This window comes from Klebsiella electrica (assembly GCF_006711645.1).
Taxonomy (GTDB): domain Bacteria; phylum Pseudomonadota; class Gammaproteobacteria; order Enterobacterales; family Enterobacteriaceae; genus Klebsiella; species Klebsiella electrica.
The window spans coordinates 3,063,441-3,078,722 of record NZ_CP041247.1; the positions used below are offsets into that span (position 1 = coordinate 3,063,441).

9 protein-coding genes and 1 other annotated feature (1 of these 10 cut by a window edge) are annotated in these 15,282 nt (G+C 56.5%); of the genes, 5 read left to right on the forward strand and 4 right to left on the reverse strand.

The features are described 5' to 3' along the window. Positions 1-92 (forward strand) — a sequence feature (Trp leader region) (it extends 4 nt beyond the left edge of the window). 34 nt (positions 93-126) lie between these two features. The 5 genes from Electrica_RS14635 to trpA are packed head-to-tail and all read left to right on the forward strand — an operon-like array spanning position 127 to position 6,652. Further along, positions 127-1,689 carry an anthranilate synthase component 1 gene (locus Electrica_RS14635; protein ID WP_141964824.1) on the forward strand — a complete coding sequence of 521 codons (1,563 nt, stop codon included), beginning with the start codon at positions 127-129 and terminating at the stop codon, positions 1,687-1,689. Further along, positions 1,689-3,284 carry a bifunctional anthranilate synthase glutamate amidotransferase component TrpG/anthranilate phosphoribosyltransferase TrpD gene (gene trpD / locus Electrica_RS14640; RefSeq protein WP_100683965.1) on the forward strand — a complete coding sequence of 532 codons (1,596 nt, stop codon included), beginning with the start codon at positions 1,689-1,691 and terminating at the stop codon, positions 3,282-3,284. The genes Electrica_RS14635 and trpD overlap by 1 nt, the downstream gene beginning before the upstream one ends. 3 nt (positions 3,285-3,287) lie before the next feature. Continuing rightward, complete coding sequence (trpCF, locus tag Electrica_RS14645) at positions 3,288-4,646, forward strand: bifunctional indole-3-glycerol-phosphate synthase TrpC/phosphoribosylanthranilate isomerase TrpF (RefSeq protein ID WP_141964825.1); 1,359 nt, start codon at positions 3,288-3,290, stop codon at positions 4,644-4,646. A 9-nt stretch (positions 4,647-4,655) separates the two neighbouring features. Beyond that, a complete protein-coding gene (gene trpB, locus Electrica_RS14650; protein WP_131050222.1) occupies positions 4,656-5,849 on the forward strand; it encodes a tryptophan synthase subunit beta in 1,194 nt (397 codons plus the stop codon). Further along, positions 5,849-6,652 carry a tryptophan synthase subunit alpha gene (trpA, locus tag Electrica_RS14655; protein WP_141964826.1) on the forward strand — a complete coding sequence of 268 codons (804 nt, stop codon included), beginning with the start codon at positions 5,849-5,851 and terminating at the stop codon, positions 6,650-6,652. The genes trpB and trpA overlap by 1 nt, the downstream gene beginning before the upstream one ends. A 43-nt stretch (positions 6,653-6,695) precedes the next feature. On the opposite strand, the gene Electrica_RS14660 is transcribed toward trpA, so the two are convergent. The 4 genes from Electrica_RS14660 to Electrica_RS14715 all read right to left on the reverse strand — a co-directional run bounded on the left by Electrica_RS14660 (position 6,696) and on the right by Electrica_RS14715 (position 14,685). After that, positions 6,696-8,021, reverse strand: coding sequence for an HlyD family type I secretion periplasmic adaptor subunit (locus tag Electrica_RS14660; RefSeq protein ID WP_131050224.1), 1,326 nt, complete (start codon positions 8,019-8,021; stop codon positions 6,696-6,698). Continuing rightward, positions 8,018-10,123 (reverse strand): type I secretion system permease/ATPase, encoded by a 2,106-nt coding sequence (locus Electrica_RS14665; RefSeq protein ID WP_141964827.1) that lies wholly within the window; start codon positions 10,121-10,123, stop codon positions 8,018-8,020. Before Electrica_RS14665 ends, Electrica_RS14660 begins: the two co-directional genes overlap by 4 nt. Positions 10,124-10,135: 12 nt before the next feature. Beyond that, positions 10,136-14,101 carry a calcium-binding protein gene (locus Electrica_RS28915; RefSeq protein WP_320416067.1) on the reverse strand — a complete coding sequence of 1,322 codons (3,966 nt, stop codon included), beginning with the start codon at positions 14,099-14,101 and terminating at the stop codon, positions 10,136-10,138. 206 nt (positions 14,102-14,307) lie between these two features. Further along, positions 14,308-14,685, reverse strand: coding sequence for a hypothetical protein (locus Electrica_RS14715; protein ID WP_141964828.1), 378 nt, complete (start codon positions 14,683-14,685; stop codon positions 14,308-14,310). Positions 14,686-15,282: the final 597 nt, after the last annotated feature.

Genomic DNA, 15,282 nt, shown 5'->3' on the forward strand with positions numbered 1-15,282 from the left:
GCTGGTGGCGCACCTCCTGATATCGGGCGGCGTGATCGCGTTTTGCACTCAGCATACAGATACCCGGCCCGCCAATGAGCGGGCTTTTTATTGGACAAATTATTATACCGAAAGGCGACAACAATAATGCAAACATCAAAACCGGCACTTGAGCTTCTCACCAGCGACGCCATTTACCGCGAGAATCCCACGGCGTTGTTCCACCAGCTTTGCGGCGCTCGCCCGGCCACGCTGCTGCTGGAGTCCGCGGATATCGACAGCAAAGATGATTTAAAGAGCCTGCTGCTGGTGGACAGCGCGCTGCGCATTACCGCACTAGGTGACACCGTCACTTTACAGGCGCTGTCCGCTAACGGCGCGGCGTTGCTGGATTTACTGGATAACACCCTGCCTTCAGGCATCGGCAATCAGCGTCAGCCCAACAGCCGGATCCTGACCTTCCCGCCCGTCAGCGCGCTGCTGGATGAAGATGCTCGCCTGTGCTCTTTATCGGTCTTCGACGCCTTCCGTCTGCTGCAGGAGCTGGTGACCGTCCCGTCGGACGAGCGCGAAGCGATGTTCTTCGGCGGCCTGTTTGCCTATGACCTGGTGGCCGGTTTTGAAAATCTGCCGGCGCTGGAAAGCGACACCGCCTGCCCGGACTACTGTTTCTATCTGGCCGAAACCCTGCTGGTTATCGACCATCAAACCAAAAATACCCGCATTCAGTCGAGCCTGTTCACCCCGCTGGAAAATGAAAAACAGCGCCTGGTTCAGCGAATTGCCCAGCTTCGCCAGCAGATTAACGAGCCGCCTGCGCCGCTGCCGGTGACCAAAGTTGAATCGATGACCTGCGACTGCGATCAAAGCGATGAAGAGTACGGTGCGGTGGTACGCAAAATGCAGCGCGCCATTCGCGCCGGTGAAATCTTCCAGGTGGTGCCGTCCCGTCGCTTCTCTCTGCCCTGCCCGTCGGCGCTGGCGGCCTACGACGTTCTGAAAAAGAGCAACCCCAGCCCGTACATGTTCTTTATGCAGGATAACGACTTCTCTCTGTTTGGCGCCTCGCCTGAAAGCTCGCTGAAATATGACGCCGTCAGCCGCCAGATTGAGATCTACCCGATTGCCGGCACCCGCCCGCGCGGCCGCCGTGCCGACGGATCGCTGGATCGCGATCTCGACAGCCGTATCGAGCTGGAAATGCGCACCGACCATAAAGAGCTTTCCGAGCATCTGATGCTGGTTGACCTGGCGCGTAACGACCTCGCGCGAATCTGTACGCCGGGCAGCCGCTACGTCGCCGACCTGACCAAAGTAGACCGCTACTCCTTTGTGATGCACCTGGTATCCAGGGTGGTTGGCGAACTGCGTAGCGACCTCGACGTGCTGCACGCCTATCGCGCCTGTATGAATATGGGCACCCTGAGCGGCGCGCCGAAAGTCCGCGCCATGCAGCTTATCGCCGCCGCCGAAGGCAAACGCCGCGGCAGTTACGGCGGCGCGGTGGGTTACTTTACCGCCCACGGCGACCTTGATACCTGCATCGTGATTCGTTCTGCCTACGTGCAGGACGGCATCGCCACCGTCCAGGCTGGCGCCGGTATTGTTCTGGATTCAGTGCCTCAGTCCGAAGCGGATGAAACCCGCAATAAAGCTCGCGCGGTGCTGCGCGCAATCGCTCAGGCCCACCACGCTAAGGAGACTTTCTGATGGCCGACATTCTGCTGCTCGATAATATCGACTCTTTTACCTACAACCTGGCAGACCAGCTGCGCGCGAACGGCCATAACGTGGTGATTTACCGTAACTCGGTTCCGGCACAGACCTTAATTGAGCGTATTGGTACGATGGATAATCCGGTACTGATGCTCTCCCCGGGGCCGGGTACCCCCAGCGAAGCCGGCTGCATGCCGGAGCTGCTGACCCGGCTGCGCGGCAAGCTGCCGATCATCGGTATCTGCCTCGGCCATCAGGCCATTGTGGAAGCCTACGGCGGCTACGTGGGCCAGGCTGGCGAAATCCTCCACGGCAAAGCCTCCAGCATCGAACATGACGGTCAGGCAATGTTTGCCGGGCTGAGCAACCCGCTGCCGGTGGCGCGCTATCACTCGCTGGTCGGCAGCAATATTCCGGCCGGGCTGACCATTAACGCCAACTTTAACGGGATGGTCATGGCGGTGCGTCATGATGCCGACCGCGTCTGCGGCTTCCAGTTCCATCCGGAGTCGATTCTCACCACCCAGGGCGCACGTCTGCTGGAGCAGACCCTGGCATGGGCGCTACAGAAACTCGAACAGACCAACGTGATTCAGCCGATCCTCGAAAAACTGTATCAGGCGGAAACCCTGAGCCAGCAGGAAAGTCACCAGTTGTTCTCTGCGGTGGTGCGCGGCGAGGTCAAACCCGAGCAGTTGGCTGCTGCGCTGGTGAGCATGAAGGTGCGCGGTGAACAACCGCAAGAGATTGCCGGCGCCGCCACCGCCCTGCTGGAAAACGCCGCGCCGTTCCCGCGTCCGGATTACCTGTTCGCCGATATCGTCGGTACCGGCGGCGACGGCAGCAACAGCATCAACATCTCCACCGCCAGCGCCTTTGTGGCCGCGGCCTGCGGCCTGAAAGTCGCCAAACACGGCAACCGCAGCGTCTCAAGCAAGTCGGGCTCTTCCGATCTGCTGGCGGCGTTCGGTATCAACCTGGATATGCATGCCGATAAGTCCCGCGCCGCGCTGGATGAACTGGGCGTCTGCTTCCTGTTTGCGCCGAAGTATCACACCGGTTTCCGCCATGCGATGCCGGTTCGCCAGCAGCTGAAAACCCGCACGCTGTTCAACGTGCTCGGGCCGCTGATTAACCCGGCGCATCCGCCGCTGGCGCTGATTGGCGTCTACAGCCCGGAACTGGTGCTGCCGATTGCCGAGACCCTGCGCGTGCTGGGCTACCAGCGTGCCGCGGTGGTTCACAGCGGCGGGATGGATGAAGTGTCGCTGCATGCGCCGACGGTCGTCGCCGAGCTGAATAACGGGGAAATCAAAAGCTATCAGCTGACAGCCAATGACTTTGGTCTTACCCCTTACCATCAGGAGCAGCTGGCTGGCGGCACGCCGGAAGAAAACCGTGACATTCTGACGCGCTTGCTACAAGGTAAAGGTGAAGCCGCTCACGAAGCCGCCGTCGCCGCCAACGTCGCCATGCTGATGCGCCTGTACGGCCACGAAGACCTGAAGGCCAACGCTCAGCAGGTGATCAATGTGCTGCGCAGCGGAGCGGCCTATGACAGAGTGACCGCATTAGCGGCAAGAGGGTAAATAATGCAGACCGTTTTAGCAAAAATCGTTGCCGACAAAGCGATTTGGGTAGAAGCACGCAAACAACAGCAACCGTTAGCCAGTTTTCAGAACGACGTCGTCCCGACTCAGCGTAATTTTTACGATGCGCTCGCCGGTACCCGCACCGCGTTCATTCTGGAGTGCAAAAAGGCGTCTCCGTCAAAAGGACTGATTCGCCAGGATTTTGACCCGGCGACCATCGCCGGTGTCTATAAAAATTACGCCTCGGCCATCTCCGTTCTGTGTGACGAGAAATATTTCCAGGGCAGCTTCGACTTTCTGCCGATCGTCAGCGCCATCGCGCCGCAGCCGATTCTGTGCAAGGATTTCACCATCGATCCTTACCAGATCTACCTGGCGCGCTATTACCAGGCCGACGCCTGCCTGCTGATGCTGTCGGTGCTTGACGACGACCAGTATCGCCAGCTTGCCGCCGTGGCCCATAGCCTGAACATGGGCGTGCTGACCGAGGTCAGCAACGAAGAGGAGCTGGAACGCGCCATCGCGCTGAAGGCCAAAGTGGTCGGGATTAACAACCGCAACCTGCGCGATATGTCGATTGATCTGAACCGCACCCGCCAGCTGGCGCCGCGCCTGGATCATGATGTGACGGTTATCAGCGAATCTGGTATCCATACTTACGCCGAAGTGCGCGAGCTCAGCCATTTTGCCAACGGTTTCCTGATAGGCTCCGCCCTGATGGAACAGGCCGATCTTGATGCCGCAGTGAAGCGCGTGCTGCTCGGCGAGAATAAAGTCTGCGGCCTGACCCGTCCTCAGGATGCGCAGATCGCCTGTGAATCCGGGGCAATTTATGGCGGGCTGATTTTTGTGCCCTCCTCGCCGCGCGCCGTGAACGATGCCCAGGCGCAAGAGATTGTTCAGGCCGCCCCGCTGCGCTACGTTGGCGTATTCCGCGATGCCCCGGTAGAAGAGATCGTTGTCCGGGCTGACAATCTGCAGCTGGCTGCCGTTCAACTGCACGGCAGCGAAGACCAGACGTATATCGACGCTCTACGCGCCGCGCTGCCGGACAGCGTCCAGATCTGGAAAGCCCTCAGCGTCAGCGATACCCTGCCCGCGCGCAACTTCGCCCATGTCGATAAGTACGTATTCGATAATGGCCAGGGCGGTAGCGGCCAGCGTTTCGACTGGACGCTGCTGCAGGGCCAGGACCTGCGTAATGTCATTCTGGCAGGCGGCCTGGGCGCCGATAACTGTGTAGAAGCCGCGAAAAGCGGCTGTGCCGGACTCGATTTCAATTCAGGCGTAGAGTCACAGCCGGGTATTAAAGATCCCAGCAAACTGGCTTCGGTGTTTCAAACACTGCGCGCATATTAAGGAGCAATAATGAGCACTTTACTTAATCCCTACTTTGGCGAATTTGGCGGTATGTATGTCCCGCAGATTCTGATGCCTGCCCTGCGCCAGTTGGAAGAAGCGTTCGTCAGCGCGCAGAAAGATCCTGCGTTTCAGGCGGAATTTACCGATCTGCTGAAAAACTACGCCGGTCGTCCGACGGCGCTGACCAAATGCCGTAACCTGACCGCGGGAACCCGCACCACGCTGTATCTGAAGCGCGAAGATCTGCTGCACGGCGGCGCGCACAAAACCAACCAGGTGCTGGGCCAGGCGCTGCTGGCTAAACGGATGGGTAAAACCGAAATTATCGCCGAAACCGGCGCCGGTCAGCACGGCGTGGCATCCGCACTCGCCAGCGCCCTGCTCGGCCTGAAGTGTCGCATCTATATGGGCGCAAAAGACGTTGAACGCCAGTCGCCGAACGTGTTCCGCATGCGTTTAATGGGCGCCGAAGTGATTCCGGTGCACAGCGGTTCCGCCACGCTGAAAGATGCCTGTAACGAAGCACTGCGCGACTGGTCCGGTAGCTACGAGACCGCGCACTATATGCTCGGTACCGCAGCGGGCCCGCATCCGTTCCCGACCATCGTGCGTGAATTCCAGCGCATGATTGGCGAAGAGACCAAAGCGCAAATTCTCGAAAAAGAAGGTCGTCTGCCGGATGCGGTGATTGCCTGCGTCGGCGGCGGCTCTAATGCTATCGGCATGTTTGCTGACTTTATCGATGAAACCAACGTCGGTCTGATCGGCGTCGAGCCTGCGGGTCACGGGATTGAAACCGGTGAGCACGGCGCGCCGCTGAAACACGGTCGCGTCGGCATCTACTTCGGGATGAAGTCGCCGATGATGCAAACCGCAGACGGTCAGATTGAGGAATCCTACTCCATTTCCGCCGGTCTGGACTTCCCGTCCGTTGGCCCGCAGCACGCCTTCCTCAACAGTACCGGCCGCGCCGATTACGTGTCGATTACCGATAACGAAGCGCTGGAAGCCTTCAAAGCGCTCTCCCGCCATGAAGGGATTATTCCGGCGCTGGAGTCCTCTCACGCTCTGGCGCATGCGTTGAAAATGATGCGCGAAAACCCGGAGAAAGAGCAGTTGCTGGTGGTTAACCTGTCCGGCCGCGGCGATAAAGACATCTTCACCGTACACGATATTCTGAAAGCGCGAGGGGAAATCTGATGGAACGTTATGAGACGCTGTTTGCACAACTGAAAACCCGCCAGGAAGGCGCGTTTGTTCCCTTCGTCACCCTCGGCGATCCGAACCCTGAGCTATCGCTGAAGATCATCGATACGCTGATTGGAGCTGGCGCCGACGCACTGGAGCTGGGGATTCCGTTCTCCGATCCGCTGGCGGATGGCCCGACGATTCAGGGCGCGACCCTGCGCGCCTTTGCCGCGGGCGTTAACCCGGCGCAATGTTTTGAAATGCTGGCCGCGATTCGCCACAAACACCCGACTATCCCGATTGGCCTGCTGATGTACGCCAACCTGGTATTCAGCCCGGGTATCGACGAATTCTATGCCCAGTGCGAACGCGTGGGCGTCGATTCGGTGCTGGTCGCCGATGTCCCGATTGAAGAGTCCGCTCCATTCCGTCAGGCGGCGCTGCGCCATAATATCGCGCCGATCTTCATCTGCCCGCCTAACGCCGATGATGACCTGCTGCGCCAGATTGCCTCCTGGGGCCGCGGCTATACCTACCTGCTGTCGCGCGCCGGCGTGACAGGAGCGGAAAACCGCGCCGCGCTGCCGTTGCACCACCTGGTGGAAAAGCTGGCCGAATATAACGCCGCGCCGCCGCTGCAGGGCTTTGGCATCTCCGCGCCGGAGCAGGTGACCGCCGCGCTTGAAGCCGGGGCCGCCGGAGCGATTTCCGGTTCGGCTATCGTGAAGATCATCGAGCGCAACGTTAACGATCCGCAGACCATGCTGGCCGAGCTTAAAGCATTCGTGCAGAGCCTGAAAGCGGCGACGCGCTAATCGAACACGGCATACGGTAACGGCTTTAAGCGAAAAGCCGTTACTAGCGCTGTTTACCCACCCCATCCAGCGCTTCCATAACGGGACTCAGCAGATAACTCAGGATTGTTCTGCGTCCCGTTTTTATTTCACCGGTAACCTGCATCCCCGGTTCAAGAGGTTTTTCCTCTCCTTCCACCATCAACGTTCGCTGTTTCAGGGAAATCACCGCCCGATAAACCAACCCCAGCTCCCGATCTTCAACGGCATCAGCCGAGACCTGCCGGAGCTCTCCCGTCACCCACCCATAGCGGGTGAAGTCAAAGGTACTGATTTTCACCGCCGCTTTTTGTCCGGGCCGAAGAAAACCGACATCCTGGTTCCTGACCATGACTTCCGCCACCCGTTCACCGCTATCCGGGACTATCTTCAGCAGCTCCTGCGCGGGCTCCACGGCGCCGCCCGCATCCCTGAAGACCAAAGACTCCACCGTTCCGCTGACCGGCGCGCGCAACAGGTATTGCGCGCTCAGGGACTGGAGCTGGCTTAACTGGGTTTCCAGCACCCGGTTTTCATCGCTGCGCTCAGCGCTCTCTTTGGCAAGGGCGTTGGTTTTATCGGCCGTTCTCGCCAGGGCTTCCTGCTCTGTCTGATGGAGACTGTCGCGTACCTCCTGTAAACGAGTTTCTGCGGCCACCACCTGATGCCGGGACTCGGTATACTTTTTCCCACTCTCCAGCAGGCTGTCCCGACTGGTGAGCTTCTTTTGATACAGCGATTCCAGCGCCTGATATTGTTCTCTGAAAACCGGCAGCAGCTTTTCAGCCAGCGCTTTTTCTCCCTGCCCCTCGGCCAGCTGCGCCAGCAGTACCGCTCTTCTGCTGTCAAACACCGCTTTTTCACGACGGTCCGCCTCGATTTCCGCCGTTAGCCGCAACGCCGCCTGTTCCGCCAGCGCGACATCCTCTTGTTGGTACGCGGGAGAAAGCTGAGCGGTAACGATCCCCTGATGATAATAACGGTTAAGCAAGGTCAGACGCGCAATGTGAAACCGGTTAATACGCTGGCGCAGCCGGTTCTCTTTTATTTGCGCCTGCAAATGACCATCGTTAAATTTGATCAGCGGCTGGCCCTGAGCCACGTGCATCCCCTCCCGCACCATCACCGCCGCGACTTCAGCGGTGACCGCGGCATTCACCGGGCGCGACAGTTCGCTCACCACAATTTTCCCCTGCGTCACGGCAACAATATCAACCTTACCCCAGGCCGCCCATAAGAACGCCGCGGACATCGTCAACATCACGCACCAGATGATGCCCCTGCCCGCAGGCGAAGGCGGCGTATCCTGAACCTCCAGCACCGCGGGGAGAAATTCCCGATAGCGCTTCATCCGACCATCCCCTGCTGTAGCGTATATAAACGTGCGTACAGACCGTTCTGCGTAAGAAGTGCAGCATGCGTTCCCTGCTCGCCGATCCCGCCCCTTTCCATCACGATAATACGGTCGGCCAGCCGCACGGCGGACAAGCGGTGAGCAATAATGAATACCGTCCTCCCCCGACATATTTCCGCCATATTGTGGTGAATAATCCGTTCAGACTCGTAATCCAGCGCGCTGGTGGCTTCGTCGAGAATCAATACCTTCGGGTCAGTTATCAGGGCGCGGGCAAGGCCGATACGTTGTTTCTGTCCGCCGGAAAGTTGCCCGCCGTGTTCGCCAACCGGTGTGTCATAGCCCATCGGAAGTTCACTGATAAACTCATGGGCGCCGGCCAGCGCGGCAGCAGCCATGACCTGCTGCTGCGAGGCATCGGGTACGGCAAGGGCGATATTCTCCCGCAGGGTGCCGGAGAAAAGCAGAGTTTCTTGTAACACGACGCCAACCTGACGGCGCAACCATTGCGGATCGGTATGAGCGATATCCGTACCATCAATAAATATCTGGCCTGCCGAGGGTAAATACAGCCTTTGCATCAGTCTCGCCAGCGTACTCTTACCCGATCCCGAGCGCCCTACAATGCCAATCACCTCGCCTGGCCGCACGGATAGCGTCACGCTGTTCAGCACCTGAGCGCCGCCGGGATGATAGGCAAAGCTGATCCCGGCGAACCTTACCGCCCCCTTCATCCGGGCGAGAGTGATGCCGCTCGCAGGCTGTTGCTCGGTAGGCATATTCAAAATATCCCCCAGCCGTTTGATGGAAACCGAGACCTGCTGTATGTCCTGCCATAGCTGTACGAGGCGCAGCACCGGCGCGGTAACCTGGCCGGCAAACATGTTAAAGGCAATCAGCGCACCGACCGTCATGTCGCCCTGAATAACCTGCTGCGCGCCGTACCACAGGATAGCCACGCTGGTTGCCCGGCTAATAAAGCGGGAAATCTGCCCGGCAATATTCCCCAAATTCTGCGTTCTGAAGCTGCTGCTGACAAAAGCGGCGATTCGGGTATCCCAGCGACGGACCATATGATGCTCAACCGCCATCGCTTTCAGTGGTTCGATCGCCGTGATGCTCTCCACCAGAAAAGCCTGATTCTGCGCTCCCTGGCGAAACTGATCGTTGAGACGACGGCGCAGAGATGGCGTGATAAGCGCCGATAAAATGGCGTAAAAAACCAGTGAAATAATGACGATAAGAGTCAATGGAATACTGTAGAGCGCCATGACGACGAAGAAGAGCACCATAAAGAGCAGGTCGGTACAGAGCGTCAGAGCGCTGCCGGTGAGAAATTCCCGTACCGTTTTGAGTTCGTGAACCCGCGCTACGGTAACGCCTGCCTGTCGTTCTTTAAACCACGCCAGCGGCAGCGCCAGGAGATGACGAAAGAGCAATGAACTCAAGGTGACATCAATTCTTTGCGCGGTATGCGCCAGCTGGTAAGTTCGGAGTCCGTCCAGTACGACTTCAGCAACGGTAATACCGAGCATTCCCAGCGCCAGGACGTCCAGCGTCGTCAGACTCTGATGGGCCAAAACCTTATCGACCACGACCTGGAAAAAAAGGGGGGTGATTAATGCCAGCAATTGAATAAAAAATGAGGCCAGCAAGACTTCACCAACCAGCCTGCGATACTGCATAAATGCCTGCCAGAACCAGCGCAGATTGAACTCGCTGACCAGCTTTTCCACAGAGAAGCGTTGGCTAAATAAAAAACCGCCGACCCTGGCCCCTTCCACAGGCGAGTACACGGAGGGTTGCGGCCGATCGATCTCCTGAACCAGCCATTGCCCGTCCTTAACCGCCAACAGCACGCTATATCCCCGATCGGGTAAATGAACCAGCGCCGGCAGAGGTAAGCGCGAGGTAACGTGCAGGCGGGGATAATAGCGACAACGAAAGCCACAATGGCGGGCCGCACGTACCAGTTGCAGGGTGATGTGATGTTCCGCATCGACAAAAAATTGCTCACGCAGGGCGCGGATATTCACCGCCGTACCGTGGTAGCGGGCGATCAGCCGCAGCCCCTGCCATAGATTATCATCCGATGACATAACGCAGCTCCACTAATAGCCAATGGCCGTTCGCCAGTTTTCCGCCGTCGTTTGCGCGGTAGCCAGCGGTATAGCCACCCCGGCATCGTCCGCATCATCAACATCGCCCGAGGCCAGAAACTGGCAGATCTCCTGCTTCAACAGCGCGATGTCTGCCGTGCTTTCCGCGGTATCCATGACCGGTAAAGGAATATTGTGTTCGATATAATTCAGCACATCCTCCGGCAGCCATAGCGTGCCATCGGCGAAGGCGATCTGCTCTATTGCGTGGCTTGATATGAAATAGTCCCTGAGCGTCAGGCTGTCGCTGCTGTCCCGGAAGGTGATCTCCAGCGTGTCGGTTCCCGAGAGCCCGGTGATGGTCCGGCGCTGCAGTTGCAGCTGTTCCGGGCGGATCCCCTGGGCAAACCTCAGGACATCCACACCGTTCATATCGTAGATAATGTCCTGCCCGTCTCCGGGGGCGAACAGATAGGTGTCATTACCGCTTCCCCCTTCCAGCCGGTCATTGCCCCTCCCGCCGCTCAGCAGATCATCCCCGGACAGACCCGCAAGAGTATCGTCTCCCGCCTCACCGTACAGCGCATCGTTGCCGCTGTCCCCGGTCAGCACGTCATTCCCGCCTCCGGCGTGGATCTCACTCCCCTCCCGGAAGGCCTGCAGACTCTGCGCCGCCTCCGTTCCCGCCAGCAGCATCGCCTTCACTGCGGACTCGTCCCATACCGTGCCGTCGGCAAAGACAATCTGCTCTATTGCATGGCTTGATATGAAATAGTCCCTGAGCGTCAGGCTGTCGTTGCTGTCCCGGAAGGTGATCTCCAGCGTGTCCGTTCCCGAGAGCCCGGTGATGGTCCGGCGCTGCAGCTGCAGCTGTTCCGGGCGGATCCCCGGGGCAAACCTCAGGACATCCACACCGTTCATATCGTAGATAATGTCCTGCCCGTCTCCGGGGGCGAACAGATAGGTGTCATTACCGCTTCCCCCTTCCAGCCGGTCATTGCCCCTCCCGCCGCTCAGCAGATCATCCCCGGACAGACCCGCAAGAGTATCGTCTCCCGCCTCACCGTACAGCGCATCGTTGCCATTGTCCCCGGTCAGCACGTCATTCCCGCCTCCGGCGTGGATCTCACTCCCCTCCCGGAAGGCCTGCAGGCTCTGCGCCGCCTCTGTTCCCGTCAGCAGCATCGCCTTCACTGCGGACTCGTCCCATACCGTGCCGTCGGCAAAGACAATCTGCTCTATTGCATGGCTTGATATGAAATAGTCCCTGAGCGTCAGGCTGTCGTTGCTGTCCCGGAAGGTGATCTCCAGCGTGTCCGTTCCCGAGAGCCCGGTGATGGTCCGGCGCTGCAGCTGCAGCTGTTCCGGGCGGATCCCCGGGGCAAACCTCAGGACATCCACACCGTTCATATCGTAGATGACGTCCTGCCCGTCTCCGGGAGCGAACAGGTAGGTGTCGTTACCGCTTCCCCCTTCCAGCCGGTCATTGCCCCTCCCGCCGCTCAGCAGATCATCCCCGGACAGACCCGCAAGGGTATCGTCTCCCGCCTCACCGTACAGCGCATCGTTGCCGCTGTCCCCGGTCAGCACGTCATTCCCGCCTCCGGCGTGGATCTCACTCCCCTCCCGAAAGGCCTGCAGACTCTGCGCCGCCTCTGTTCCCGCCAGCAGCATCGCCTTCACTGCGGACTCGTCCCATACCGTGCCGTCGGCAAAGACAATCTGCTCTATTGCATGGCTTGATATGAAATAGTCCCTGAGCGTCAGGCTGTCGCTGCTGTCCCGGAAGGTGATCTCCAGCGTGTCCGTTCCCGAGAGCCCGGTGATGGTCCGGCGCTGCAGCTGCAGCTGTTCCGGGCGGATCCCCGGGGCAAACCTCAGAACATCCACACCGTTCATATCGTAGATGATGTCCTGCCCGTCTCCGGGGGCGAACAGATAGGTGTCATTACCGCTTCCCCCTTCCAGCCGGTCATTGCCCCTCCCGCCGCTCAGCAGATCATCCCCGGACAGACCCGCAAGAGTATCGTCCCCCGCCTCACCGTACAGCGCATCGTTGCCATTGTCCCCGGTCAGCACGTCATTCCCGCCTCCGGCGTGGATCTCACTCCCCTCCCGGTAGGCCTGCAGGCTCTGCGCCGCCTCCGTTCCCGCCAGCAGCATCTCCTTCACTGCGGACTCGTCCCATACCGTGCCATCGGCAAAGACAATCTGCTCAACCTGATAGTAGTCCAGACTGAAGTACCCCTGGATAATCACGCTGTCCGCCCGGTCGCGGAAGCTGAGCACCAGGCTGTCATAGCCCTGTACCCGCTGCCGGGAGAGCACCGTCTGCTCCGCCAGCAGCCCCTCCCCGAGCCGCAGCGTGTCCGTTCCGCTGCCCTCAAAAATCGTGTCCTGCCCATCTCCGGCGTTAAAGAGGTAGGTGTCATCCCCGTATCCGCCCTTCAGCAGGTCATTTCCTTTTCCTCCCCACAGCACATCGTTCGTGTTTTTTCCCGTCACGACATCCACATCGTCACTGCCGGTAAATGTCAACGCCTCAGGAATACCTAATCTCACCCGGACGTCAGCAAAGGATGGCAGGTATTCCATCCAGGCGTACAAGACATTGCTCACCTGCAGATAGCGCCCCATATCCGTCTGCATCAGAGTATTCAGATGCGTCTCAAATGCCTCAAAGTTCAGCGTCAGGCCGCTAAGATCGGGGCTTAGCTGCAGATGAATAAAATCAAAATCGCTGGCATATACTGTTGTGGCCAACAGGCAGGCTTCGGTATAGGCAGCAAAACGGAGGTATTCATCCTGTAATAAAGCCGCAGCGACGCTCAGAGGATTAACCGTACCGTTAACCGTGTTCCGGTATCCCCTGCCAGCAGCGGTTTCGAGAACCGCAAGCTGTCGGGCATCGATATAGCTCCCGCGACTGTTTTCAGCGATATCCGCTACGCCTGCCCAGGTAAAAAGGAGTTTTTCGATAAGGCCAGACGCTTTAGCCGCCGAGGGATCGGCCACAAACTGCTGAACCAGTGCGATAAGTTGCGGATTAAGACTCATCGCCGTATGCAGGTCGAGCATATTCCCAAACCCGCGAATATACGGCAGAGCCTGAATTTCAGCGGACAGGGTCACATCACCTGTGTAACGTGAGTATCCTTTGTTCGCCGCAAACCAGACGTCCGTCGATTGGCCGACAGAGCCATCTATATGCGTAATGCTGCCGGTTTGCCGGTGGGCATTTCCTTGTACGTCAACATATTGTGACATGCTGTATCCGGTGCCAATGGCAGCCACACCGGCTTCTTCAAGAGAAAGTAACTCTCCTTCGTCAACCCGACCATTACTGTTACCATCCTGCCAGATGCGTAACGATGTCCAGATTGCATCATGACTGTTCAACTGCCCGTCTTTATTTTCATCCAGTTCCTGCAAAGCCTGATAGCCATTGGCCGCCAGTTTGCCATTTTTCAGCAGCGTATTATTGCCAAAGAGTTCACTGCCGCTATCAATCTGCCCGTTACCATCACGATCAAATATCAGTAACCCGTCGTCCGGGGCCACCCAGCCGGTATTTTCCGCAAACTGGTTACCATCGTGATCGAAGAAAACACCGCTGCTGACGGATAAGGTTTCGATGCCATCGCCGTCGAGGTCAATAATAATGGGGCTGGCCTGGTTTTCCGCGTTTGACATACTCGGTCCTGAACTACCGAATAACTGTTCCATAAGAAAGTCATGTGGAGGCAATAACCAACCACCGGTATCCGGATCGGCAATACCGTATTTTTGAATCGCATCCCATAAAGATTTAGCCATTTTCTGACCACCCTCAGAAGTCAGAAAAGAGGCCACACCCAGCGCGGTTGCCACACCTGCAAGCAGCGGGTTACCGGTATACCCGGCCACTAACAACGTAATATCCGAAGTGGCACCTAACCAGTCGCTCAGAGTCGCTTCGCCTGCTTTATGTTTAGCCATCAGATCTGCAAGGGAAGCTGCTGCACCAAGTTTTCCACTTATTACCCGGATGAATTGTTTATTTTCATGGAAGAATTGTTTACTACCTTTAATATCAATCCCCCCTACAATATTAGTTAAAATAAACTGTGTTAAATTTGTTAGCTTATCCCATTCATCTGTAAAGTCAACTTTATTTAACTCTATGTCTTCAGACTCAGAACCCATTATTTAGCACCCCACGAAATAATTATTTTAAACACCAAAATCATACTATACAGAACCGTGCCAGCACCTATAAATACATTCCCCCAATATTCCACATTATCCCAGAAAGAATCAGGCGACTCTTTTTTTCTCTCTTTTTTCCACAAACGCCCCTGAATTAATATCAATTTAGTAAAAAAGCAGACCAGAAAAAAACCAGATACGAAACAAAAAACAACAATCAACTCAGATAATAATGTATTAAGATAATGATCATATATAATATGACCAACACTTTCCAGAACCAGGAAAGTGAAAGCACACACAAGAATTTTATTTCTTATTTCTTTCTGAATCCGCTCTTTTGCAGAAAGTTTTTTATCTGTTATATATACCATTCGAACTTCTCCTGTATCTTACACTCACTATCCTGCAAGTCGGATACTGTATTAACTACACTATCTACTCTCTGCTAATGACTGAGGCATTAAATTACAACCTATTTACCCGGTATCAATATTTCATGAAAGAGTTTTCCGAAAGAAACATGACAAATGCGAGCCATTTTTCTATTTTTCACCGGATTCTGCCTCTGCCCCAGACTGTTCCGCACGGATAAAGGGCAAAATTGCCAGACAAAACAATCCGGCCAGCACAGCAACAATACGCCAGCATCGTTTTGTGAAAAATATGTTTTGGGACGAATCAAACTGCCTTTGTCTGGAGGTGAAAAAGAGCTGACTTTGCATATAAAATTCTTATATTTGTTTAAATTAATTTAATAGATTTTATTTACTCCTGTTCTTCAGTGAGATCAAATGAAATCAGAAAATAATTTTATTATTATAAAATTCAATGCGTTAACCTGTTTCTCCATCAAATAAAATAAGCATATTCATTCATTACATTTATCAAATACAGGATAACATTCACCAAATAAACCAATGAAAGGAAATCATTCCTTTCCCTTATCGCAAATAATATAAAAATTTAAT

Excerpts from the sequence above, each read along its gene's own strand:
- Electrica_RS14635 (WP_141964824.1), top strand. The coding sequence starts at position 127 with ATGCAAACATCAAAACCGGCACTTGAGCTTCTCACCAGCGACGCCATT.
- trpD (WP_100683965.1), top strand. The coding sequence starts at position 1,689 with ATGGCCGACATTCTGCTGCTCGATAATATCGACTCTTTTACCTACAAC.
- trpCF (WP_141964825.1), top strand. The coding sequence starts at position 3,288 with ATGCAGACCGTTTTAGCAAAAATCGTTGCCGACAAAGCGATTTGGGTA.
- trpB (WP_131050222.1), top strand. The coding sequence starts at position 4,656 with ATGAGCACTTTACTTAATCCCTACTTTGGCGAATTTGGCGGTATGTAT.
- trpA (WP_141964826.1), top strand. The coding sequence starts at position 5,849 with ATGGAACGTTATGAGACGCTGTTTGCACAACTGAAAACCCGCCAGGAA.
- Electrica_RS14660 (WP_131050224.1), bottom strand. The coding sequence starts at position 8,021 with ATGAAGCGCTATCGGGAATTTCTCCCCGCGGTGCTGGAGGTTCAGGAT.
- Electrica_RS14665 (WP_141964827.1), bottom strand. The coding sequence starts at position 10,123 with ATGTCATCGGATGATAATCTATGGCAGGGGCTGCGGCTGATCGCCCGC.
- Electrica_RS28915 (WP_320416067.1), bottom strand. The coding sequence starts at position 14,101 with ATGGCTAAACATAAAGCAGGCGAAGCGACTCTGAGCGACTGGTTAGGT.
- Electrica_RS14715 (WP_141964828.1), bottom strand. The coding sequence starts at position 14,685 with ATGGTATATATAACAGATAAAAAACTTTCTGCAAAAGAGCGGATTCAG.